The sequence below is a fragment of the Duganella hordei genome (genome assembly GCF_040369125.1).
Taxonomy (GTDB): Bacteria; Pseudomonadota; Gammaproteobacteria; order Burkholderiales; family Burkholderiaceae_D; genus Rugamonas; species Rugamonas hordei.
In genome coordinates this window covers 311,855-332,784 of sequence record NZ_BPWI01000006.1, presented here as the reverse complement: position 1 = coordinate 332,784, position 20,930 = coordinate 311,855, and the positions used below count along the sequence as shown (strand labels likewise).

The 20,930-nt window shown below is 63.5% G+C and carries 23 protein-coding genes; 7 read left to right on the top strand and 16 right to left on the bottom strand.

Annotated features, from left to right (window positions below; genetic code table 11):
- Positions 1-53: 53 nt before the first annotated feature.
- Positions 54-986: a LysR family transcriptional regulator gene (locus ABWW33_RS16860; RefSeq protein WP_353402931.1), complete on the bottom strand. Its 933-nt coding sequence runs from the start codon at positions 984-986 to the stop codon at positions 54-56.
- A 121-nt stretch (positions 987-1,107) separates the two neighbouring features.
- Between ABWW33_RS16860 and ABWW33_RS16855 the strand changes: the two genes are divergently transcribed.
- The 4 genes from ABWW33_RS16855 to ABWW33_RS16840 all read left to right on the top strand — a co-directional run bounded on the left by ABWW33_RS16855 (position 1,108) and on the right by ABWW33_RS16840 (position 5,060).
- Complete coding sequence (locus ABWW33_RS16855) at positions 1,108-1,809, top strand: pirin family protein (RefSeq protein ID WP_353402930.1); 702 nt, start codon at positions 1,108-1,110, stop codon at positions 1,807-1,809.
- A gap of 136 nt (positions 1,810-1,945) precedes the next feature.
- Positions 1,946-2,599: a GTP cyclohydrolase II gene (ribA, locus tag ABWW33_RS16850; protein ID WP_176651788.1), complete on the top strand. Its 654-nt coding sequence runs from the start codon at positions 1,946-1,948 to the stop codon at positions 2,597-2,599.
- A gap of 20 nt (positions 2,600-2,619) precedes the next feature.
- The gene (locus tag ABWW33_RS16845) at positions 2,620-4,071 is read left to right on the top strand and encodes a S1 family peptidase (protein WP_353402929.1); all 1,452 of its coding nucleotides are present in this window, start codon (positions 2,620-2,622) and stop codon (positions 4,069-4,071) included.
- Positions 4,068-5,060: an FHA domain-containing protein gene (locus tag ABWW33_RS16840; protein WP_176651790.1), complete on the top strand. Its 993-nt coding sequence runs from the start codon at positions 4,068-4,070 to the stop codon at positions 5,058-5,060. Before ABWW33_RS16845 ends, ABWW33_RS16840 begins: the two co-directional genes overlap by 4 nt.
- A gap of 90 nt (positions 5,061-5,150) precedes the next feature.
- On the opposite strand, the gene ABWW33_RS16835 is transcribed toward ABWW33_RS16840, so the two are convergent.
- A complete protein-coding gene (locus tag ABWW33_RS16835; RefSeq protein ID WP_353402928.1) occupies positions 5,151-5,771 on the bottom strand; it encodes an FxDxF family PEP-CTERM protein in 621 nt (206 codons plus the stop codon).
- A 120-nt stretch (positions 5,772-5,891) separates the two neighbouring features.
- A complete protein-coding gene (locus tag ABWW33_RS16830) occupies positions 5,892-6,494 on the bottom strand; it encodes a TetR/AcrR family transcriptional regulator (RefSeq protein ID WP_353402927.1) in 603 nt (200 codons plus the stop codon).
- 100 nt (positions 6,495-6,594) lie between these two features.
- Here ABWW33_RS16830 and ABWW33_RS16825 point away from each other — a divergent pair, with 100 nt between their 5' ends.
- Positions 6,595-7,833, top strand: a complete 1,239-nt coding sequence (locus ABWW33_RS16825; RefSeq protein WP_353402926.1) for an MFS transporter — start codon at positions 6,595-6,597, stop codon at positions 7,831-7,833.
- 15 nt (positions 7,834-7,848) lie between these two features.
- Here ABWW33_RS16825 and ABWW33_RS16820 read toward each other — a convergent pair whose 3' ends face one another.
- Positions 7,849-8,151: a hypothetical protein gene (locus ABWW33_RS16820; protein WP_353402925.1), complete on the bottom strand. Its 303-nt coding sequence runs from the start codon at positions 8,149-8,151 to the stop codon at positions 7,849-7,851.
- Between the two features lie 42 nt (positions 8,152-8,193).
- Positions 8,194-9,105, bottom strand: coding sequence for a LysR family transcriptional regulator (locus ABWW33_RS16815; RefSeq protein ID WP_353402924.1), 912 nt, complete (start codon positions 9,103-9,105; stop codon positions 8,194-8,196).
- Between the two features lie 112 nt (positions 9,106-9,217).
- Here ABWW33_RS16815 and ABWW33_RS16810 point away from each other — a divergent pair, with 112 nt between their 5' ends.
- Positions 9,218-10,087 carry an NmrA family NAD(P)-binding protein gene (locus ABWW33_RS16810; protein WP_353402923.1) on the top strand — a complete coding sequence of 290 codons (870 nt, stop codon included), beginning with the start codon at positions 9,218-9,220 and terminating at the stop codon, positions 10,085-10,087.
- Complete coding sequence (locus ABWW33_RS16805; protein WP_353402922.1) at positions 10,084-10,809, top strand: SDR family oxidoreductase; 726 nt, start codon at positions 10,084-10,086, stop codon at positions 10,807-10,809. Before ABWW33_RS16810 ends, ABWW33_RS16805 begins: the two co-directional genes overlap by 4 nt.
- Positions 10,810-10,850: 41 nt before the next feature.
- Here the strand turns inward: ABWW33_RS16805 and ABWW33_RS16800 are convergent, their stop codons facing one another.
- Genes ABWW33_RS16800 through ABWW33_RS16750 form a run of 11 tightly spaced genes read right to left on the bottom strand, consistent with a single transcriptional unit; the run spans position 10,851 to position 20,924 of the window.
- The gene (locus tag ABWW33_RS16800; RefSeq protein WP_353402921.1) at positions 10,851-11,969 is read right to left on the bottom strand and encodes a glycosyl hydrolase; all 1,119 of its coding nucleotides are present in this window, start codon (positions 11,967-11,969) and stop codon (positions 10,851-10,853) included.
- A gap of 7 nt (positions 11,970-11,976) precedes the next feature.
- On the bottom strand, positions 11,977-12,465 hold the full coding sequence (gene ispF / locus ABWW33_RS16795; RefSeq protein ID WP_353402920.1) for a 2-C-methyl-D-erythritol 2,4-cyclodiphosphate synthase: 489 nt from the start codon (positions 12,463-12,465) through the stop codon (positions 11,977-11,979).
- Positions 12,466-12,471: 6 nt separating this feature from the next.
- Positions 12,472-13,194: a 2-C-methyl-D-erythritol 4-phosphate cytidylyltransferase gene (gene ispD / locus ABWW33_RS16790; RefSeq protein WP_176651800.1), complete on the bottom strand. Its 723-nt coding sequence runs from the start codon at positions 13,192-13,194 to the stop codon at positions 12,472-12,474.
- 5 nt (positions 13,195-13,199) lie between these two features.
- Positions 13,200-13,904, bottom strand: coding sequence for a hypothetical protein (locus tag ABWW33_RS16785; protein WP_353402919.1), 705 nt, complete (start codon positions 13,902-13,904; stop codon positions 13,200-13,202).
- A complete protein-coding gene (locus tag ABWW33_RS16780; RefSeq protein WP_353402918.1) occupies positions 13,904-14,458 on the bottom strand; it encodes an NUDIX domain-containing protein in 555 nt (184 codons plus the stop codon). The genes ABWW33_RS16785 and ABWW33_RS16780 overlap by 1 nt, the downstream gene beginning before the upstream one ends.
- Positions 14,459-14,491: 33 nt before the next feature.
- Positions 14,492-14,797, bottom strand: coding sequence for a DUF2818 family protein (locus ABWW33_RS16775; protein ID WP_176651802.1), 306 nt, complete (start codon positions 14,795-14,797; stop codon positions 14,492-14,494).
- Positions 14,797-16,302 carry an NADH-quinone oxidoreductase subunit NuoN gene (nuoN, locus tag ABWW33_RS16770; protein ID WP_176651803.1) on the bottom strand — a complete coding sequence of 502 codons (1,506 nt, stop codon included), beginning with the start codon at positions 16,300-16,302 and terminating at the stop codon, positions 14,797-14,799. Before nuoN ends, ABWW33_RS16775 begins: the two co-directional genes overlap by 1 nt.
- 16 nt (positions 16,303-16,318) lie before the next feature.
- The gene (locus tag ABWW33_RS16765) at positions 16,319-17,821 is read right to left on the bottom strand and encodes an NADH-quinone oxidoreductase subunit M (RefSeq protein ID WP_353402917.1); all 1,503 of its coding nucleotides are present in this window, start codon (positions 17,819-17,821) and stop codon (positions 16,319-16,321) included.
- 31 nt (positions 17,822-17,852) lie between these two features.
- Complete coding sequence (gene nuoL, locus ABWW33_RS16760; RefSeq protein WP_176651805.1) at positions 17,853-19,946, bottom strand: NADH-quinone oxidoreductase subunit L; 2,094 nt, start codon at positions 19,944-19,946, stop codon at positions 17,853-17,855.
- 34 nt (positions 19,947-19,980) lie between these two features.
- Entirely contained in the window at positions 19,981-20,289 is a 309-nt protein-coding gene (gene nuoK, locus ABWW33_RS16755; protein WP_008450334.1) for an NADH-quinone oxidoreductase subunit NuoK, read from the bottom strand.
- Positions 20,286-20,924 carry an NADH-quinone oxidoreductase subunit J gene (locus tag ABWW33_RS16750; RefSeq protein ID WP_176651806.1) on the bottom strand — a complete coding sequence of 213 codons (639 nt, stop codon included), beginning with the start codon at positions 20,922-20,924 and terminating at the stop codon, positions 20,286-20,288. Before ABWW33_RS16750 ends, nuoK begins: the two co-directional genes overlap by 4 nt.
- Positions 20,925-20,930 lie beyond the last annotated feature (6 nt).

Genomic DNA, 20,930 nt, shown 5'->3' with positions numbered 1-20,930 from the left:
CCAACATTATGCCGCGTAAGCCCGCAATTCAAGCGCCCGATCCGTGTTCTGTATCAAACGGATAGCTGGTGATGGGGCAAATGCCCCACCAGCCGCTCGAACAGGCCGGGCCGGGCCATGCGATCTATCCACCACTTCAGCGCGGCGCCGTTTTCGCCGCTGCGCCACGCCAGGTAGAAGGTTTCCGCCGGTTTCGGCTCGTCCACCTGCTTTTCCACCAGCAAGCCGGCGGCGATGGCGGCGCGGGCGCAGGGCTCGGGCAGGAAGCCGAAGCCCATGCCGGCCAGTTGGTACTGGAACTTGGTTCGCATGTCGGGCACGGTCAGCGTGTCCTGGCCCAGCAGCAGGCCGACGGTGCGCGGCGCCATCTGTCGCGCCGAATCGGCCACGCTGACGGCGCGGTATTGCTGCAGCTGGACCCGGTCGAGGCTGCCTTCGACGGCGGCCAGCGGGTGCCCGGGCGCCACCGCGAACACGAAACCGATCTTGCCGATGGCCTGAGATACGTAGCCGCCGCCGGCCGGACCGTCGCCGGCCACGCCGACCAGCAGATCGGCGCGCCGGTCCAGCAGCGCCTCCCAGGTGCCGGACAGCGCCTCCTGCACGATGCGCAGCCGGGTCTGCTGGGCGACGTCGTAGAAGGCCTTGATATCGTCGTGGAACATGCAGGCCGAGAACATCGAATCCATGCCGACCGCCAACTCGGTCTCCCAGCCGGAGGCCACGCGGCGCACCCTGTGTTCCAGGTCCTGCGCCGCCTTCAGCAGGTAGCGCCCCTCTTTCAGCAGCTCGACGCCGGCCGGCGTCAGCACGACGCGCGGGCCGTTGCGCTCGAACACCTGCACGCCGAGGTCGTCCTCCAGCTTGCTGACGGTGTAGGAAATCGTCGACGGCACGCGGTGCAACTCCTTGCCGGCCGCCGAGAACGATCCGCGGCGGTCGATCGCATCGACAATCTGCAGCGCTTCCAGGCTCAGTCTTAGCATTCGATTTTTTCGATAGTAAAAGGGTAAATTTTCCGTTTTTTCATTCCGAATCACAGGCGTACACTGTGATTCATGGATGCGAAATTATCGCACATTAACAAACTAGAAACGGAGCCCCATCATGTTGCAAATTCGTAAAAGTGAAGCACGCGGCGTCGCCAACCACGGCTGGCTGCAGTCGCGCCACACCTTCTCGTTCGGCAGCTATCACGATCCGGAACATGTCGGCTTCGGTCCGCTGCTGGTGATCAACGAAGACCAGGTGCAGGCCGGCCAGGGCTTCGGCACCCACGGCCACCGCGACATGGAAATCATCTCCTACGTGCTGAGCGGCGCGCTGGAGCACAAGGACAGCATGGGCACCGGCTCGGTGCTGCAGTACGGCGACGTCCAGCGCATGAGCGCCGGCAACGGCGTGCGTCACAGCGAGTTTAACCATTCGCGCAGCGAGCAAGTGCATTTCCTGCAAATCTGGATCCAGCCCAACGTGACCGGCATTCCTCCGAGCTACGAGGAAAAGAACTTCACGCCTGAGAGCAAACTGGGCCAGTTGCGCCTGATCGCCTCCAGCGACGGCCGCGAAGGCTCGGTGCTGATCCACCAGGATGCGGCGATCTACGCCACCATCATGACCGCGGGCGACAGCCTGAAGCATGAGCTGGCCGCCGGGCGCAATGCGTATGTCCACGTGATCCGTGGCGAGGTCAGCGTCAACGGCGTGGCGCTGCAAGGCGGCGATGCGCTGAAGATCACCGCGGAGACGCTGGTGACCTTGCAGGACGCCAAAGCGGCCGAAGTGCTGGTGTTTGACTTGCCAAACTGAGGTTCCGTCCCAAGCTAGAGGCTGGCCTAAAATAAATTTCCGCCAGTTTTGGTATCATGAAGGGCGCGCCGGGTCTGTTCGAACAGCCCGGCGCGCCTTTTTTACCTTGAATTTCAATACACTGAAGAGCATAGCTATGTCGCAGAGCGCAGAAACCCCGGCAAAAGACGAACTGGATTACATGACTTCCTGCGCCCTGCCGACCCCTTGGGCGCAGTTCCAGTTGCACGCTTTTGTCGAAAAGGCAACCGGCAAGGAACATCTGGCCATGGTGCTGGGCAATATCGGCGACGGCGAGCCGGTGCTGGCGCGCGTCCATTCGGAGTGCCTGACCGGCGACGTGCTGTTCTCGCAGCGCTGCGACTGCGGCGCCCAGCTCGAAGGCGCGCTGAAGAAGATCGCCGCCGAAGGCCGCGGCGTGCTGCTGTACCTGCGCCAGGAAGGCCGCGGCATCGGCCTGATCAACAAGATCCGCGCCTACCGCCTGCAGGAAGCCGGCGCCGACACGGTGCAGGCCAATGAACAGCTGGGCTTCAAGCCGGACCAGCGCACCTACGGCCTGGTCCAGCCGATGCTGGCCCAGTTTGGCGTAAAAAGCCTGCGCCTGATGACCAATAATCCGCGTAAGATCGATGCCATGACCAAACTGGGCATCGAGGTGGCCGAGCGAGTGCCGCTGCTGGTCAACCGCAATGCCTTCAACCAGCATTACCTGAACACCAAGGCCGCCAAGCTGGGCCACATGATGACGCCGCTGACGCCGGCTCCAGTGGAGGACGGCGCGCTGTAAGTGTTAAACACAAGGACTGCATGAAATTCACCGCGTTTGCGACTTCAGTTGCTACTTCAATTGTCCTGAGCGGGGCCTGCGCCGGCGCCTTGGCAGCCTCGACCGCCAATACTCCCCCCGCGCCACCCGCAGCGGCCGCCCCGGTTGCCGCCCGGCCCGCAGCCTCCGCCAGCGCCGGCAGCGCCGACGCCAATGCCGACACCGCCCCGCTGCCGCCGCCATCGAGCGCGGCGCAACACCTGTACGGCTCCGCCAAGAACGACATCCTGCAAGTGCGCTCGCTGCTGAAAAGCGGCCGCACGCAGTCGTCGGTCGGCTCCGGCTTCCTGATCGGCACCAGCAACCTGGTGGTGACCAACTACCACGTGGTGTCGCAGTTCGCGCTCGATCCCGACACCTACGTCGGCGAATGGGTGGACACCGGCGGCCAGCGCGGCAATGTGGAGCTGCTGGCGGTGGACGTGCTGCATGACCTGGCGGTGCTGCGCGTCAGCCGCAACGGCACCGGCTTCTTCAAGATTCCCGAGCAGCTGGCCAAACTGACGCAGGGCCAGTACCTGTACTCGCTGGGCAATCCGCTGGACCTGGGCTTCGCCATTTCCGAAGGCGCCTACAACGGCGTGATCGCGCGCAGCTTCTACGACCAGCTGATGTTCACCGGCCCGATCAACTCCGGCATGAGCGGCGGCCCCAGCGTGACGGTCGACGGCGCGGTGGCCGGTGTCAATGTCTCCAAGCGCCTCGACGGCGAGCTGGTCAGCTTCCTGGTGCCGGCGCGGTATGCGCAGGCACTGCTCAAGCGCGTCGAGGACCAGAAAAAACCGCCGACCGATTTCACCGGCGTGGTGGCCGCGCAGCTGCTGACGCACCAGCGCGCGATGGTCGATCAGCTGCTGGCCAGCCCGCTGACCCTGAAGCCCATGGGCCCGTACCAGGTGCCGGTGCGCGAGTCCGAGCAGATGCGCTGCTGGGGCCGTTCCACGGTCAAGGCCGACAAGCCGTTCACGGTGGACGACGCCAGCTGCGCGATGGAATCGGCGATCTTCGTCAGCGGCTCGCTGCAGACCGGGCAGCTCAGCATCCGCCACCAGTACCTGCGCAGCACCAGCCTGGACAAGGCGCGCTTCGCGCAACTGGCCAGCTCGTCGTTCAAGAACGAACATTTCGGCAACAACAAGGACACCCGCCTGACCGGCCCGCAGTGCACCGAGGACTTCGTCAAGAGCAAGAACCTGCCGCTGCGCGCCGTGCTGTGCGTGCGCGCCTACCGCAAGTTCGCCGGCCTGTACGATTTCGCGCTGCTGACCGCCACCACCGACCAGGGCTTGATGAGCCTGCAAAGCCGGCTCGACGCGCGCGGCGTGTCGTATGAAAACGGCCTGCGGCTGTCGCGGGTGTTCCTCGATTCGCTGTCGCTGGCGCCGAAGAAAACCGCGGCCGCGGCCAAGCCGGCCAAGGGAGGCGCGCAATGAAAGCCCCCTACTTCATCGAGATCCTGGCCCGCAACGGCGACGTGCTGCACCGTCACAAGATAGCCGGGCTGCCGATCCGCCTGGGCCGCAGCTACGACAACGACGTCATCCTTGACGACCACCACAGCGCCGCCAGCCACGCCATCGTCGACGCCGACGAGCAAGGCCAGCTGGTGCTGCGCGACCTCGGCAGCAAGAACGGCACCTACCTCAAGGGCAAGCGCCAGACCAGCGTGGTGCTGGGCGGCGACAGCGTGGTGCGCCTCGGCCACACGCGCCTGCGGGTGCGCGCGGCCGACTTCCCCGTTCCCGCCGAAGTGGCGGACACCACCATGCACGGCTGGGAAGGCGCGGTGCCGGCCACCATCGGCCTGGTGCTGATCGCCGTGTTCTCCTGCATGGAAACATGGCTGTCCGACGTCGAGCCGTTCGCGCTGATCCGCTACCTGCTGGTGCTGGCCTCCAGCCTCGCGGCCGGCCTGCTGTGGAGCGGCGTGTGGGCGCTGGCCAACCGGCTGTTCGGCAGCCACGCACGCATGGGACGGCATTTGTTCATCCTCGGCTGCGGCCTGGCGGTGGTGGGCATCTGGCGCGCCGGCAGCATCATCATGGCCTATGCCTGGTCGGCCGAAGTGCTGACGCGCTACGGCAACCTGGCCACGCTGGCCATCGTCTGCGGCATGCTGTTCTTCCACCTGATCACCATCAAGCCGCACCATCCGCGCCGCTTCGCCGTGACCGGCCTGGTGATGCTGCTGGCCGGCGCGGGCCTGATGCTGATGGCCAACCTGCAAGGCACGGGCCGCGCTTCGGACGAACTGTACATGTCGGTGCTGCTGCCGCCGGAAGTGCGGCGCAGCGAAGACCGCAGCATCGACCAGTTCATGGCCGACGCCGCCAAGCTGAAGTCCGGCGCCGACGCCGCCCGCGCCCGCGCGGTCAAGGACGGCACGCCGGAGATTGACGACGACGACGACGGTTCCGACTGAATCGGCAGGCGTTAAAAAACCCCCATCAGCCAGAACGCGCTCAAGCTCGCGCTCCGGCTGATGGGGGTTTTTTATATGCGGGAAGACTGCTTATGCAGCTTTCTTGGCCTTGCGGCGGGCCATGAAGCCGACCATGCCCAGGCCGGCCAGCAGCATGGCGTAGGTTTCAGGCTCAGGTACCGCTGCGGTCAGCGAGACGTTGTCCAGCACTGCGCCGGAATAGTTGTCGCCGCCAACGCTGCTGAAGGTCAGCAGTTGCGAACCGGCTACGCTGCCGGTGGTGAAGTTGAAGCTGTAGTTGGTGGTGAGGCTGGTGCCTTCGTAGCTGTGATGGTCGCCGTTCACAAACACGTCCAGGCCCGCGCCATGCGAGTTCGGATTGCGGTTCAGGTCGAACGACAGCGTGTAGGTGGTGTTCGCGGCAAAGCTGAACGACTGCGACAGCGAACCTGGACCCGGAGTGCCCAGCATGTCGATGCTGTTGCCGCTGATCGAGTTGTAGCTGTTGTTGATGATGTCGACCGAATTGCCGCCGACGGTCCAGTCGGCGATCGTGCCCTGAGCAGCGCCGACCACCAGGTAGTCGTAGGCGTGGAAGTTGCTGACGGTTTCAAAGTCGCCGTTGAGGATGATGTTTCCGGAAGCCGAAGCGGCGCCAGACGCGAACATTGCTGCAATGGTTGCTGCCTGGATCAGTTTGGTCATTTTCATGGGTGTGCTTTCGGAAAAAAGGAGACAACGGCGCCTCAATAACGCCATTCTACCTATCAATTCCTAAAACACAACATAAATTTCACTATGGACATGTATTGTGTCGGAGTGACAACAACCCTACATAGGCCAGCCGCGCAACACCTGGTCCACCACTTCCTGCAATTGCTTGCGGCTGGCACCCGCCGCCGCCTGCACCGCCATGCCGTTGGATACCGTCATCACATAGCGCGCCATCTGGCCGGAGCAACTGTCGGCGGGTAGATCGCCCTCGGCCTTGGCGCGTTCGAAGCGGTCGCGCAGACGCGCCTCATTGACGGCGCGGCGTTCGATCAGCGAATTGCGGATCGGCAGCGCGTCGTCGCTGCAGGCTAACGCGCCGTTGATCACCAGGCAGCCATGCGGATTTTCGGACTCGGTCTGCGCGTCGGCATTGCCGCGCAGGAAATGCTCGACCACCGCGCGCGCCGTCGGCCGCTCCAGCGCCGCGTTGAACAGCGGATCGTGGGTGGCGCTGTAGCGCTCCAGCGCCATGCGGAACAGGTTTTCCTTGTTGCCGAAGACGGCGTACAGGCTGGGCCGGTTCATGCCCATCGCCTCGGTCAGTTCCGGCAGCGAGGAACCCTCGTAACCCTTCTCCCAGAACACCTTCATGGCCTTGTCCAGCGCCGTGTCGGCGTCGAAAGTACGTGGACGGCCGGTCTTGCGTGCGGATTCTTTCATACCGATCGGTTAAAAATTCGTTGACATAGTTCGCTCATGCGGTCATTATGAACCGATCAGTAAAAAACTCAAGTGTTTTTACCGCCTCCAAGGACTACTCATGCAAACCAACAACATTCAAACCGTCCTGCGGGACGAACTTCCCATCCCCGATCCCGCGCCCACCCGGGCCGCCTGGCTGGCCGTGCTGTCGGTCGCCGTCGGCTCGTTCGCGCTGGTGACGACGGAATTCCTGCCGGTCGGTCTGCTGCCGTCCATCGCCGCCGAATTGGGCGTCACCGAAGGCATCGCCGGCATGATGGTGACCATCCCCGGCCTGGTGGCCGCCTTCGCCGCCATCCTGGTGACCATCGGCGTCGGCAAGACCGACCGCCGCTACGTGATCTGGGGCCTGACCGCGACGCTGATCGTCTCCAACCTGATCGTCGCGCTGTCGCACTCGTTCCCGCTGGTGCTGGCCGGCCGCGCCCTGCTGGGCATAGGCGTCGGCGGCTTCTGGGCCATCGGCGGCGCGCTGGGCAACCGGCTGGTGCCGGAAGCGCATGCGGCGCGGGCCACCTCGATCATCTTTGCCGGCATTTCGCTGGGCACCGTGGCCGGGGTGCCGGCCGGCGCCATGATCGGTGAACTGGTCGGCTGGCGCATGGCCTTCTTCGCCGCCAGCGCCGTCGCCACGCTGGTGCTGCTGGCGCAGATGTGGCTGCTGCCACGCCTGCCGACGGCGACGTCGCTGACTTTCGGCCAGCTGCCTGCGCTGCTGCGCGTGAAGAAAGCGCGCCTGGGCATGCTGGTCACGCTGCTGATCTTCATCGGCCAGTTCGCCGCCTACACCTATGTGACACCGTTCCTGAGCCAGGTCGCCGGCCTGGGCGCCAAGACCATCAGCGCGCTGTTGCTGATCTATGGCGCGGCCGGTTTTGTCGGCAACCTGGCCGGCGGCTGGGCCGTCGCCAGGAGCGTGAGGAAGTCGCTGATCGCCACCGGCGTCATCATGGGCCTGTCGGCCGCCGCGATGCCGCTGTTCGGCGCCACCGCGGCGGGCGCCACGGTGCTGATCATCATTTGGGGCCTGGCCTTCGGCCTGATGCCGATCTCGGTGCAGACCTGGATGTTCAAGGCCGCGCCGGATGCGATGGAAAGCGGCGGCGCGGTGTTCGTCGCCACCGCCCAGATCTCGCTGGCCAGCGGCGCGCTGGTGGGCGGCGTGTCGGTGGACTACCTGGGCGTATCGAGCGCGATGGTGGTCGGCGGCCTGTTCGCTTTGGCGATGGCGGCGGTCATTGCGCTGTGGGCCAAGGAAGACGACAAGGCGCAGGGCAAGCTGCACGCCGTTCATTGACCGGATACGTGCCCATCAAATTCGTCCGCGTTTGAACTCAGCCAGGAAGGCCTTGGTCTCCCTGGCTGACAGCACCTTGACGTCGTCGCCGTGCCAGGCGTAGAGATAAGGCGTGCCGCCCAGGCGGTCGGTCAGTTTGGCGTCCAGCAGGAAGCAGGTGCCCAGCGGGTACAAGGACGTATCGCTCATCTTGCGCGAACACTGCACCGCCAGCTCCGGCGAAAACGCCTGCCCCGGCACCGGATGGATTTCCACTCCGCTCCCACGCTGCACCGAATGCACCGCCACCTGCCGGTATGCGTAGATATCACGCGCCATCGCTCATCCCTTGCCGTCAAAAGCGCCATGTTAGCAGATCGCTTATGGCTGGTTTATCACTCCCGCAACGAACTCCAGGAAGGCCTGCGTCTTCGCCGGCGGATGGTGGCGCGACGGATAATAGGCGTACATCGGAAAGCGTTCGTCCGGCCATGCGCTCAACACCGGCGTCAATGCGCCGGAACGCAGCAGCGGCTCTACCGCGAGATCGATCACCTGCGCCAGGCCGTAACCGGCCAGTAGCACGCTTTCCATGGTGGCGGCGTCGTTCAGCGTCAACTGGCCGCGCGGCTTGACGATCGTGGTCTTGCCGCCGCGATGAAACTCCCACTCGTACGGCCGGCCGGTCGCCGGATCGCGGAAATGGATGCACACATGCTCTTCGCCCTCCAGGTCGGAGGGCTTTTTCGGCACGCCGTGGCGGCGCAGATAAGCCGGCGTGGCGACCGTCAGCACGCGCGTGTCCATCAGCTTGCGGGCGATCAGCGATGATGACTGCGGATGGCCGAAGCGTATCGCCAGGTCGAAGCCGTCGCCGACCATGTCGCCCAGATGGTCGCGCGATACCAGGTCGAGATCCAGCTCCGGGTGCCGCTTCAGGAAGCCGCCCAGCTTGGGGCCCACCAGCAAGCGTCCCAGCAACGGCTCGATATTGACGCGCAATCGTCCACGCACCGTGACGGCGCCCTCGCCCGCCGAGGCCACGGCCTCCTCCAGTCCCGCCAGCAACGGCCCGATCTGCGCGTAGAAGCGGCGGCCTTCATCCGTCAGCGACACCTTGCGCGTGGTACGGTCGAACAGCCGGATATTGAGTCGCGCCTCCAGCTTGGCGATGGCGCGGCTGACGCCCGACTGCGACATGTCCAGCACTTCGCCGGCACGCACGAAGCTGCCGGTGTCCACGATCGCCGCCAGCACGCGCATGCCGTTCACCACCCGTTCGTCGAATGCCATGATGTATGCCAATTAGTCATTAATGATATGAGTTCCATGCTATCGGAGTATCAGTCGTTTTGCATCAAAATTCTTGCATGCGGACTTTCCGCCTTCATTCAAGGAGATCATCATGTATGCAATTACCGGTATCACTGGTCAGGTAGGTTCGGAACTGGGCAAGCTGCTGCTGGAGGCCGGCCTGCCGGTTCGCGCGGTGGTGCGCGACGCAGCCAAGGGCGCCGCATGGTCGGCACGCGGCGCGCAGGTGGCGCTGGCCGAGATGAGCGATGCGGATGCGCTGGCCAAGGCCTTTGCCGGCGCCGAAGCCGTGTTCGTACTGCTGCCGCCGACCTTCGACCCGACCGACGGCTTCCCCGAAGCCCTTGCGCAGATCAACGCGCTGCACAAGGCACTGTCGGTGGCGAAACCGTCGCGCGTGGTGGCGCTGTCGACCGTCGGAGCCCAGGCGACGCAGCCCAACCTGCTGAATCAACTTGGCCAGATGGAGCGTCAGCTGCGCACGCTGGACATGCCTGTCACCTTCCTGCGCGCTGCGTGGTTCATGGAGAACAGCCTGTGGGACGTGGCGGCGGCGCGCGCGAGCGGCACCATCCCGAGTTTCCTGCAGCCGCTGGACCGCGCGGTGCCGATGATCGCCTGCCGGGACATTTCCACCGTGGCGGCTGAGCTGCTGCAGCAGACCTGGAGCGGCGTGCGCGTGGTGGAACTGGAAGCCGCAGCGCGCGTCAGCCCGAACGATATCGCCGCCTCGTTCAGCCGCCTGCTGGGCAAGGACGTGAGCGCGGCCGCGGTGCCGCGCGATACGTGGGCAGACCTGTTCACGTCGCACGGCATGAAGAATCCAACGCCGCGCATCCAGATGCTGAACGGCTTCAACGAAGGCTGGATCGAGTTTGAAGGCGGCCGCGAAGGTTCGCGCAAAGGATCGGTGACGCTGGACCAGGCCATCGCCGCATTGCTCGAACGGGTGCCGGCATGAGCGGCCGCCTTCTCGGCCAGCGCGTGATCGTGCTCGGCGCTTCGTCCGGCATCGGGTTGGCGGTGGCGCGCGAGGCCTTGCGCGAGGATGCCGAGGTGCTGGTCGTCTCCAGCCAGATGTCGCGGGTGGAGAAGGCGCTGGAGTACCTGGGCAGCAAGGCGCAAGGCTGCGCGCTTGATCTGCTGGATGAACGGGCGGTTGAGCGCTTCTTCGGCACCGCCGGTGAATTCGATCACCTGGTTTATACGGCGGGCGATACGCTGAAGATCGGCGCGCTGTCCGAGGCCAATCTGGGCACGTCGCGGTCGGCGTTCGACGTGCGCTACTGGGGCGCGCTGGCGGCCGCGAAGCATGGGGCGCGGCATATCCGGCCGGGCGGCTCGATCACCTTCACGACTGGCGTCGCGGCGGCGCGTCCGCAAGCCGGATGGACGCTGGTGGCGAGTGTGTGCGGCGCGGTCGAGGCACTGACCCGCGCACTGGCGGTGGAGCTGGCGCCGATGCGGGTCAACGCCGTGTCGCCGGGATTGATCGCGACGAACCTGTGGCAGGACATGACGCAGGCGCAGCGCGGGCAGATGTTCGACGACGCCAGCGACGAACTGCTGGTGGGCCGCGTAGGCTCGGCCGAAGACGTCGCCGCCGCCTACCTGTTCCTGATGACCAGTGGCTTCGCCACCGGCCAGACCCACATCGTCGACGGCGGCGCACTGTTGATCTAGTCGAGAGACGGCAACCGCCGGGCTGGGGGAACAAGCCGGCGTCAGAATTTCGGCAGCCGCTCCAGGGTGATCACGTTCGGATGGTGGTAGACCTTGTTCTTGTGCGCCTTGGTGTTGTAGTACTCGCCGGTCCAGAAGTTGTTCGGACCGGTGACACCGGGCGCGCTGTCGCCATCGTTCCAGACCATGAACCACAGCCACCAGGCGCCATCCTCAGCGATCCGGTCCGGATCGGGGATGTAGCTGTTTTCGCTCAGCGCGATCGGCTTGCGGTCCGCCGTGATGCGCTGCGCCTGCCGGTAGGTGGCGATTTGCGAGCGGTAATTCTGCTTGTCGGTGTCGTCGTAGATGTCATAGCCGGTGATGTCCACCACGTCGTCGCCCGGATACCACGCCTGGTTCTGGCCGTTCCAGACCCAGATCAGGTTATGGAGGCCGTGCAGGTTCACCAGCCGGTCGTACATGTGGCGCCACAACTGGATGTAGGCCTGGGCCTGCGACGCGCCGTCGCTGCGCGCGCGGCCCCACCAGAACCAGCCATCGCCGTTGTTACCCGAGGCCTCGTGCAGCGGACGCCATAGCACAGTGACGCCCGCGTCGGACAGTTTCTTCAGCTCGGCCGCGACCAGATCGATGCCGTCATCGATCTGACGGTAGGCCGGGCTGTTGCGGTCCAGCGCACCGTTGGCCATCGGGATCGTGAAAGCGGTGGATCTGGAGGCATCGCTGTCATGGGCATAGAACTGGGCCTGGTTCACCTGGGCCGTCTTCAGCAGGGCGGGATCGCGCCAGTGCCAGGCGAATGCCACCAGGCCGCCCCGGTTGGCAAAGGCGATCGCCTCCTCGGTCTGGTGCTGCCCGCTGGTGCCGCTGGCGGTCATCCCATAGTTCATGAAATCGTAGCCCATCAGCGCTGGATATTTGCCGGTGTCGGCGTGAACTCGTTCAGCCATGTCGACCGAGTCCTTCCAGGTCAGGTCCTGTTGTCCCGCAATGACGCTCTTGCCCCAGATGCCGCACAGGTAGGCGTAGATGGCCCGGGTTTTCTGATTGGCTCCGGCATCCACCAGCGCGCCGCAGGGCGGCTTGGCGTTGGCGCAGAGCGGCAGCGCCAGCGTGGCGGCCAGCGCAAGCAGTCGTAGTCCGCGTGCAGGAAGCATCCTTGTCTTACGAAGAAATCAGCAAGGCGATGGATTCGGCGGCGATGCCCTCTTCCCTGCCGAGGTAACCCAGCTTCTCGTTGGTCTTGGCCTTGATGTTGACCTGGCCGACGGCTACGCCCAGATCTTCGGCGATGTTGGCGCACATGACGGCGATGTGCGGCGCCATCTTCGGCCGCTGCGCGATGATCGTGGCGTCGATGTTGCCGATGCTGTAGCCGGTGGCGACCACGCGGCGCGCCGCCTCCTTCAACAGCGTGCGCGAGTCGGCACCCTTGAATTGCGGATCGGTGTCCGGAAAGTGCTTGCCGATGTCGCCCAGCGCGGCGGCGCCCAGGATGGCATCGGTGATCGCGTGCAGCAGCACGTCGGCGTCCGAGTGCCCCAGCAGGCCGACATGGTGCGGGATGTCGACGCCGCCGATGATCAGCTTGCGGCCTTCAACCAGCGCGTGGCAATCGTAGCCCTGGCCGATGCGGAATGGAAGTTTGGTCATAGTGTTTTATCCTTGTTCACCTGCCGCCAGGTACATCTCCGCGATGCGGATGTCGGCCGGCAGCGTTACTTTCAAATTTCGTGGATGGCCTTCGATCAGTCGCGGCGACAGGCCGAGCATCTCGACGGCGCTGGCGTCGTCGGTGATGGCGTTGGCGTCCGGCGCGCTGCCGAGGGCCCGCAGCAACAGCTCGTAGCTGAACATCTGCGGCGTTTGCGCCAGCCACATGCCGTCGCGCGGGATGGTGGCGCCGGAACGCGCCTCGCCAGCCGCGGCAACGCGCTTCACGGTATCGACCACCGGCAGCGCCAGCAACCCGCCGGCGGCATCGTCGCCCACGCCGTGTATCAGTTTGGCGATCAGCGACGGCGTCAGGCCGGGACGCGCGGCGTCGTGCACCATGATCATGTCGTGATCGGCCACCACGCCATGCAGCGCGCGCAAGGCATTCAGCACCGTGTCCATGCGGGTGGCGCCGCCGCAGCGCAGTACCGTCACGCCTTCCAGGTCCGGCGGCAGCACGGCGTCGATCTGGCCGTCGGCGGCGCTGACCACCACGTAGGTGTGGGCGACCAGGTCGCTGGCGCGGAACGCGTCGACCGCGTGGCGCAGCATCGGCTTGCCGCCGACCGTCAGGTATTGTTTCGGTCCGTCCGCCGCCATGCGCGCGCCGACGCCGGCGGCTGGCAGCAATGCAAAGTAGCGGAGAGTAGTGGTCGATGCAGTCATAGTCTTCAGTTATTTTTCCGGCGCTTCAGCAGGATGTCGGCGATCTCGCCGTCGCAGGTCTTGCCGAGGCGCGCATATTCTTCCGGCGTATCGATCGCGTCCTGCTTCGCCTTGCCTTTTTCAAATTCGTCGCGGATGAAGGGGAACCAGGTGCCGTTGATCTCGTGTTCCAGCGCCGACATCGCGGTGCCGGACGGCGCATACAGCGGCTTGCCTTCAAAGCGTTTGTTCAATGCCTCGCGTACCACGTTTTCGACCCGCGCCAGGTTTTCCATGTATGCCTGCAAATGCCGCTGCTCGTGCTCCAGGATCGCCTTGTACGAGCAGGTGCCCGGCGCGAACTCGCTACCGACATAGATCAGCACCGGCGAGTAATTCAGCTTGACGTCCACCTGCGGCGCGATGCACTCGTAGCCGCTCGCAGGGTCCTGCAATATCGGGCCGCCCAAGCTTGCGGAGTACTGGCCTCTTGTCACCGTCAGCCCCAGGGTCGCCATCCTGTTGTCCATGTTGCCGGCCTTCGCGGTGATCGCGCGGTACGGCAGCTGGTTGTTGATGGTGTAGCCGTTCTGTTTCGAGGACAGCACGGAAACCGTCTTCGCGATCGTATCCTCGCAACGGACCTGGAATGGCGTGCGCTCCGCCGCCCATGCCATGCCGCAGCTGGCCAGCAGACCAGTGGAGATGACGATGGCGGCGCGCGGCATCATTACAGCTTCCAGTCGCCCGAGCGCAGCTTGTCGAGCCAGAAGATGCCAATGACGGTCTTGACGTCGGTGATCGTCCCTTCGCGTACGCCTTGCAGCAGTTCGTCGATGGTGGTGGTGTAAATTTCGAGGAACTCGCCGTCGTCCAGCTTTTGCGGGCCGGCTCTGAGGCCGCGCGCCAGGTACAGGTCCAGATGCTCGTCCGAATAAGCGATGGCGTTGTGGATACGGGTGACGAATTGCCATTCGCCGGCGGTATAGCCGGTTTCCTCTTCCAGTTCGCGCTGCGCGCTGTGCAGCGGATCCTCGCCGGCATCGATTTTCCCAGCCGGGAATTCGATGAAGACCTGATGCAGCGGATAGCGGTATTGGCGCTCCATCAGCACGGTGCCGTCGTCGAGCAGTGGCAGGATCACAACTGCGCCGGGATGCAGCACGTATTCGCGTGCGGTGCGCTTGCCGTCGGGGAGCGCTATCGTGTCGCGCTGGACTTTGAGGAAGTGGCCGTCGTAGACCAATTCGCCGTCGATGCGGGTTTCTGTCAAATGTTCGTCCATAGCTGCTCCACGTCGTTGAAGAACGATAGTGTATCAGCCGTGGCGCTTGCGCAGGTAGCGAACGATGAATCCCGGGAATCCGAGAACGATGAAGAGGCAGGCGGAGATTGCGTAGAACTCCCACGTCTGCGGGAAGCGGTTGCCGATCTGGCCTTCGAGTCCGAAGCCGATGGCGCCAACGACAAAGTACAGCACCGCCATTTCCAGCAGCCGCACGATCAGCGGCTTGCGCGGCCATTTGGTGGCCAGCAGCGCGAATACCTTGTCATTGAAAAAAGGCAGGTTGGCGGCCGCGATTGCAACCGCGATCACCAACCAGCTTGCGACGGAAACATCCATCAGGTGTTCAGCGTCAGGGTCATGGCTTTCAGGCAGGCCGCCAGCAGCGGGCCTGGCAGAAGGCCCAGCAGCACGATGGCGACGCCGTTCAGGCTCAGGGCGAAGCTCATGTCGGCCTTCATGACGATAGGCGAATTATCCGCCGGCTCGTCGAACCACATCATCTTGACGACGCGCAGGTAGTAGAACGCGCCGATCAGCGAGAACATCACCGCGACCACGGTCAGCCAGATCTGGCCGGTGCCCAGCACGGCGGTCAGCACCGAGAACTTGGCGGCAAAGCCCATCATCGGCGGCACGCCGGCCAGCGAGAACATCAGCAGCGACATCACCAGCGCGAACCAGCCGTTACGCTTGCTCAGGCCCTTGAAGTCGGACAGTTCTTCCGCTTCGAAGCCGGAACGCGCCAGCAGCATGATCAGGCCGAAGCTGCCCAGCGTGGTCATCACGTAGGTGAGCGTGTAGTACATCGCGGCGCTGTAGGCAGCGGCAGCGCCGGTGCGGTCGGTGGTGCCCGCGACGCCGGCCAGCAGGCCAAGCAGCACGAAGCCCATTTGCGCGATGGTCGAGTAGGCCAGCATGCGCTTCAGGTTGGTCTGCGCGATCGCGGTCACGTTGCCGATGACCAGCGACATCACAGCCAGCACCATCAGCATCTGTTGCCAATCCACCGCCAGCGGCAGCAGGCCTTCCACCAGCAGGCGGATGCAGATGGCGAAGGTGGCGATCTTCGGCGCGCCGCCCAGCAGCAGCGTCACTGCCGTTGGCGAACCTTGATAGACGTCCGGTACCCACATGTGGAACGGTACGGCGCCCAGCTTGAACGCCAGGCCGGCGACCAGGAACACGATGCCGAACACCAGGATGGTCGGTTTGATGGTGCCCGCGGCGACGGCGGCCGACACCTTGGCGATGTCCAGCGTGCCGGTCGCGCCGTACAGCATCGAGATACCGTACAACAGGAAACCGGAAGCCAGCGCGCCCAGGATGAAGTACTTCATCGCGGCTTCGGTGGCCTTGTGGTTGTCGCGGCGGATCGCCACCAGCGCGTACAGCGACAGCGACATCAGCTCGACGCCCAGGTAGATCGACAGGAAGTTCGAACCCGAGATCATGACCATCTGGCCCAGCATGGCGAACAGCGCCAGCACGTAGAACTCGCCGCCCAGGTTACCGCTCAACATGCCGCGGTCTTCGGCGTACTGGCGCGAATACACCAGCGTCAGGCCGACGGCCAGGTAGGTGAACAGCTTGAGCAGGTTCGCCATCGGATCGGAGACGAACATGCCGTTGAAGGTGTAGACCGTGGTGCCGGCGGTGTAGTCGTGGTAGCTCAGCGCGCCGCAGATCAGCAGCGTCACCAGCGACAGCACGTAGGTCACCGAGCGCTTACCCTGCGACAGGAACATATCGATCAACAGGATCGCACAGGCGCCGATCAGCAGAGCGATTTCTGCGTACAGCGGCACCATGTCGATAACCGCTTGTGGAAGTGGAGTAGTCATTTATGTGTTTCCGTTTTCAGTAAGGCAGCTTGCTGTGCGCAACGTGAGCCAGCAGGTCCGCAACCGAGGTTTGCATCGTGTCGGTGAATGGCGCTGGGTACAGGCCCATGTACAGCACGGCGACAGCCAGAATGCCCAGCATCAGGAATTCGCGGCCGTTGATGTCGACCAGTTCAGCCACATGGTGGTTGGCGACCTTGCCGAAGATGACGCGCTTGGCCATCCACAGCGAGTAGGCTGCGCCCAGGATCAGCGCGGTCGCGGCCAGCAGGCCAATCCAGAAGTTGTACTGCGTGGCGCCCAGGATCACCATGAACTCGCCGACGAAGCCGGAGGTCGCAGGCAGACCGCAGTTAGCCATCGAGAAGAAGATGAACAGCGCGGCAAACTTCGGCATCTTGTTGACGACGCCACCGTAGTCGGCGATCTGGCGCGAGTGCGCCTGGTCGTACAGCACGCCGATGCACAGGAACATCGCGCCGGAAATGAAACCGTGCGAGATCATTTGTGCGATGGCGCCCTGCACGCCGATGTTATTGAAGATGAAGAAGCCCAGCGTGACGAAGCCCATGTGGGCGATCGACGAGTAGGCGACCAGCTTTTTCATGTCCTTCTGTACCAGCGCGACCAGGCCGACATAGATCACGGCGATCAGCGACAGGGTGATGACGAACGGCGCCATGTAGTGCGACGCATCGGGAACGATAGGCAGCGAGAAACGCAGGAAACCGTAGGCGCCCAGCTTCAGCATGATCGCGGCCAGCACGGCCGAACCGCCGGTAGGCGCTTCGACGTGGACGTCCGGCAGCCAGGTGTGGACCGGGAACATCGGCACTTTAACGGCGAAGGCCATGAAGAAGGCGATGAAGATGAAGATCTGCTCTTTCATCGTCAGGGCGATCTTGTGCCACATCAGGATGTCGAAGCTGCCGCCCGATACCTTGTACAGGTAGATGATGGCGATCAGCGTCAGCAGCGAGCCGAAGAAGGTGTAGAGGAAGAACTTGAACGACGCGTACACGCGGTTCTCGCCGCCCCAGATACCGATGATGATGTACATCGGGATCAGCGTGGCTTCGAAGAAGAAGTAGAACAGCAGGCCGTCCATGGCGCAGAACACGCCGATCATCAGGCCGGACAGGATCAGGAACGCGCCCATGTACTGGGCCACGCGCTTCTGGATCACCTGCCAGGCCGAGATCACGACGATCACGGTGATGAACGCCGTCAGCGGCACGAACCACAGCGACAGGCCGTCGATGCCCAGCGAGTAGTAGATGTTGAAGCGCTCGATCCACGGCGACTTCTCGACGAACTGCATGCCGTGGGCCGCGTTGTTGAAGTGGACGATCAGCGGCAGCGTGGCGGCGAAGCTGACGATGGAAGCGATCAGCGATCCAACGCGGACCAGGCCCGCATTGGAGTCGCGGCCCAGGGCCAGCACGATCAGACCGAATATGATCGGGAGCCAGATCGCCAGGCTCAGGAACGGAGGATAAGTTGTAATTGACTGCATCATGGTTATCGTTATCTCTATGCGTATCAGCTAATTAAGCGTGCCAAAACGGCAGGAAGTAGACCAGGAACCCCAGAATGCCGAGGATCATGACGAACGCGTAGTGGTAGATATAACCAGTCTGCGCCAAACGGGTCAGCGTCGAGAACCAGCCCACCAGCCTGGCGCTGCCGTTCACCACAAAGCCGTCGATCAGGGTCTTGTCGCCGATGTTCCACAGGCCGTTGCCCAGCAGGCGTGCGCCGCCGGCGAACACCACCTCGTTGAACTTGTCCATGTAGTACTTGTTGTCCAGCAGCGTGTGCAGGAACTTGAACTTCTCGTAGAACCAGGCCGGTACGCGAGGATTGATCATGTAGCAGTAGTACGCGGTGGCGACGCCGGAGATCGCCAGCCACAGCGGCAGCGACGTCAGCGAGTGCATCGCCATGGCCATCGGGCCGTGGTATTCCTCTTTCAGCAGTTCCATCGCCTTGTGGTTTTCGCCGAAGGCGATCACGCCGGTGAAGAAGTCGCCGAACAGCATGGGACCGATGGTCAGGTAGCCGATGATGACCGAAGGGATGGCCAGCATCGCCAGCGGGAACCAGACCACGAATGGCGATTCATGCGGCTTCTGGCCAGGCTCCAGGCCGTGATGGCCGTGGTCGTCCTCTTCCTCGTGATGCGCGTCGGAGTCGTGAGCGTGGTCGTCGTGCGCGCCGTGGGCGGCAGCCGGAGCATGATGATCGTCATGCGCGTGGGCCTTGCCGAAACGCTCTTCGCCATGGAACACCAGGAAGTACATGCGGAACGAGTAGAACGCGGTCACGAACACGCCTGCCAGCACGGCGAAGTTGGCGAAGCCAGCGCCCCAGATGTGGGTCTCGGCGACGGCTTCGATGATCGAATCCTTCGAGTAGAAGCCGGAGAAGAACGGGGTGCCGATCAGCGCCAGGGAACCCAGCAAGGAAGTGATCCAGGTGATCGGCATGTACTTGCGCAGGCCGCCCATGTTGCGGATGTCCTGGTCGTGGTGCATGCCGATGATGACCGAGCCGGCGCCGAGGAACAGCAGCGCCTTGAAGAATGCGTGGGTCATCAGGTGGAACACGGCCACCGAGTAAGCGGACGAACCCAGCGCCACGGTCATGTAGCCCAGCTGCGACAAGGTCGAGTAAGCGACCACGCGCTTGATGTCGTTCTGGATGATGCCCAGGAAGCCCATGAACAGCGCGGTGATCGAGCCGATGACCAGGATGAAGGACAGCGCGGTGTCCGACAGTTCGAACAGCGGCGACATGCGGGTCACCATGAAGATACCCGCGGTAACCATGGTCGCGGCGTGGATCAGTGCAGAGATCGGGGTCGGGCCTTCCATCGAGTCGGGCAGCCAGACGTGCAGCGGGAACTGCGCCGACTTGCCCATCGCGCCGATGAACAGGCAGATGCAGGCGACGGTCAGCAGCGCCCAGTCGGTGCCCGGCAGGTGCAGCGCAGCCAGCGCTTCCTTCTTGGCGAAGACTTCCTGGTAGTCCATCGAACCGGCGTAGGCCAGCAGCAGGCCGATACCCAGGATGAAGCCGAAGTCGCCGACGCGGTTGACCAGGAACGCCTTCATGTTGGCCACGATCGCCGTTGGGCGGGTGTACCAGAAGCCGATCAGCAGGTACGACACCAGGCCCACCGCTTCCCAGCCGAAGAACAGCTGCAGGAAGTTGTTGGCCATGACCAGCATCAGCATCGAGAAGGTGAACAGCGAGATGTAGGCGAAGAAGCGGTTGTAGCCTTCATCTTCCGCCATGTAGCCGATGGTGTAGATGTGCACCATCAGCGACACGAAGGTCACCACGCACATCATCATCGCCGACAGCGCGTCGATCTGGAAGCCGACCTGCAGCTTCAGCCCGGCCACGGTCATCCAGTTGTAGACGGTGCCGTTGTAGCTGGCGCCGTTGACGACATCGTTCAGCGTCATCGCCGACAGGATGAACGCCACCAGCACGCCCAGGATGGTCGCCGTGTGCGAGGTCTTGCGACCTACCACGTTGCCGAAGAATTTAGTTCCTAACAAGCCCGCAATCGCGGCGCCGGCCAGCGGCGCCAAGGGTACGGCTAGCAGGAGATTAGGGTTAAGAGTAACCGCCATGATGAACCTTAATCGTTATTATTCGAGTGAGAACTTAGCCCTTGAGGCTATCCAGGTCTTCCACATTGATGGTGTCCAGGTTACGGAACATCACCACCAGAATCGCGAGGCCGATTGCCGATTCAGCAGCCGCCACGGTCAGGATGAAGAAAACGAAGATCTGCCCGGCCGCGTCGCCCAGGTAATGCGAGAACGCGATGAAGTTCATGTTCACCGCCAGCAGCATCAGTTCGATGGCCATCAGCAGGACAATGATGTTCTTGCGGTTCAGGAAAATACCGACGATCGAGATCGCGAACAATATCGCGCCGAGAACGAGGTAGTGAGCGAGCGATAAAGTCATGGTGCCTCCTTAACTTCTGCCGAACCAGCAGCATTCTGGCCGCGTGTGGTCACCGGATCGATCTTGATGATCTTCAGGCGGTCGTTGCGCTTGACGCGTACCGCGTCGGCTGGGTCGAAATGTTTGGTGTCCTTGCGCTTGCGCAGGGTCAGCGCCACGGCGGCGATGATCGCCACCAGCAGGATCACCCCGGCGATTTCAAAGCCGTAGATGTATTTGGTGTAGATCAGGATGCCTAGTTCCTTGGTGCCGCCGATGTTGCCGGTGTTGGGCACCTGCTGGTCGAACGACAGGAAGGAGCGCCACAGCACGGCGGCCATTTCCAGCACGATGATCACGCCGACGAAGGAAGCGACCGGCAGGTAGCCCCAGAAGCCTTCACGCATCTTGTCCGTGTCGATGTCGAGCATCATGACCACGAACAGGAACAGCACCATGACGGCGCCGACGTAGACCAGCACCAGCACGATGGCCAGGAACTCGGCCTCGAGCAGCATCCAGATGCCGGCAGCCGAGAAGAACGCCAGCACCAGGAACAGCGCGGCGTGCACCGGATTGCGGGCCGTGATAACGCGCGTCGCAGCCAATATCATGATGGCTGAGAAGGCGTAGAACAAAGCAGTTTTAAATTCCATAACTAA

Excerpts from the sequence above, each read along its gene's own strand:
- ABWW33_RS16765 (WP_353402917.1), bottom strand. The coding sequence starts at position 17,821 with ATGATGCAGTCAATTACAACTTATCCTCCGTTCCTGAGCCTGGCGATC.
- ABWW33_RS16800 (WP_353402921.1), bottom strand. The coding sequence starts at position 11,969 with ATGCTTCCTGCACGCGGACTACGACTGCTTGCGCTGGCCGCCACGCTG.
- ABWW33_RS16775 (WP_176651802.1), bottom strand. The coding sequence starts at position 14,797 with ATGGATGTTTCCGTCGCAAGCTGGTTGGTGATCGCGGTTGCAATCGCG.
- ABWW33_RS16750 (WP_176651806.1), bottom strand. The coding sequence starts at position 20,924 with ATGGAATTTAAAACTGCTTTGTTCTACGCCTTCTCAGCCATCATGATA.
- ABWW33_RS16780 (WP_353402918.1), bottom strand. The coding sequence starts at position 14,458 with ATGGACGAACATTTGACAGAAACCCGCATCGACGGCGAATTGGTCTAC.
- ABWW33_RS16785 (WP_353402919.1), bottom strand. The coding sequence starts at position 13,904 with ATGATGCCGCGCGCCGCCATCGTCATCTCCACTGGTCTGCTGGCCAGC.
- ABWW33_RS16805 (WP_353402922.1), top strand. The coding sequence starts at position 10,084 with ATGAGCGGCCGCCTTCTCGGCCAGCGCGTGATCGTGCTCGGCGCTTCG.
- nuoL (WP_176651805.1), bottom strand. The coding sequence starts at position 19,946 with ATGGCGGTTACTCTTAACCCTAATCTCCTGCTAGCCGTACCCTTGGCG.
- ABWW33_RS16830 (WP_353402927.1), bottom strand. The coding sequence starts at position 6,494 with ATGAAAGAATCCGCACGCAAGACCGGCCGTCCACGTACTTTCGACGCC.
- ABWW33_RS16845 (WP_353402929.1), top strand. The coding sequence starts at position 2,620 with ATGAAATTCACCGCGTTTGCGACTTCAGTTGCTACTTCAATTGTCCTG.
- ispF (WP_353402920.1), bottom strand. The coding sequence starts at position 12,465 with ATGACCAAACTTCCATTCCGCATCGGCCAGGGCTACGATTGCCACGCG.
- ABWW33_RS16815 (WP_353402924.1), bottom strand. The coding sequence starts at position 9,105 with ATGGCATTCGACGAACGGGTGGTGAACGGCATGCGCGTGCTGGCGGCG.
- ABWW33_RS16840 (WP_176651790.1), top strand. The coding sequence starts at position 4,068 with ATGAAAGCCCCCTACTTCATCGAGATCCTGGCCCGCAACGGCGACGTG.
- ABWW33_RS16855 (WP_353402930.1), top strand. The coding sequence starts at position 1,108 with ATGTTGCAAATTCGTAAAAGTGAAGCACGCGGCGTCGCCAACCACGGC.
- ribA (WP_176651788.1), top strand. The coding sequence starts at position 1,946 with ATGTCGCAGAGCGCAGAAACCCCGGCAAAAGACGAACTGGATTACATG.
- nuoN (WP_176651803.1), bottom strand. The coding sequence starts at position 16,302 with ATGACTACTCCACTTCCACAAGCGGTTATCGACATGGTGCCGCTGTAC.
- ABWW33_RS16810 (WP_353402923.1), top strand. The coding sequence starts at position 9,218 with ATGTATGCAATTACCGGTATCACTGGTCAGGTAGGTTCGGAACTGGGC.
- ABWW33_RS16825 (WP_353402926.1), top strand. The coding sequence starts at position 6,595 with ATGCAAACCAACAACATTCAAACCGTCCTGCGGGACGAACTTCCCATC.
- ABWW33_RS16860 (WP_353402931.1), bottom strand. The coding sequence starts at position 986 with ATGCTAAGACTGAGCCTGGAAGCGCTGCAGATTGTCGATGCGATCGAC.
- ABWW33_RS16820 (WP_353402925.1), bottom strand. The coding sequence starts at position 8,151 with ATGGCGCGTGATATCTACGCATACCGGCAGGTGGCGGTGCATTCGGTG.
- ABWW33_RS16835 (WP_353402928.1), bottom strand. The coding sequence starts at position 5,771 with ATGAAAATGACCAAACTGATCCAGGCAGCAACCATTGCAGCAATGTTC.
- nuoK (WP_008450334.1), bottom strand. The coding sequence starts at position 20,289 with ATGACTTTATCGCTCGCTCACTACCTCGTTCTCGGCGCGATATTGTTC.
- ispD (WP_176651800.1), bottom strand. The coding sequence starts at position 13,194 with ATGACTGCATCGACCACTACTCTCCGCTACTTTGCATTGCTGCCAGCC.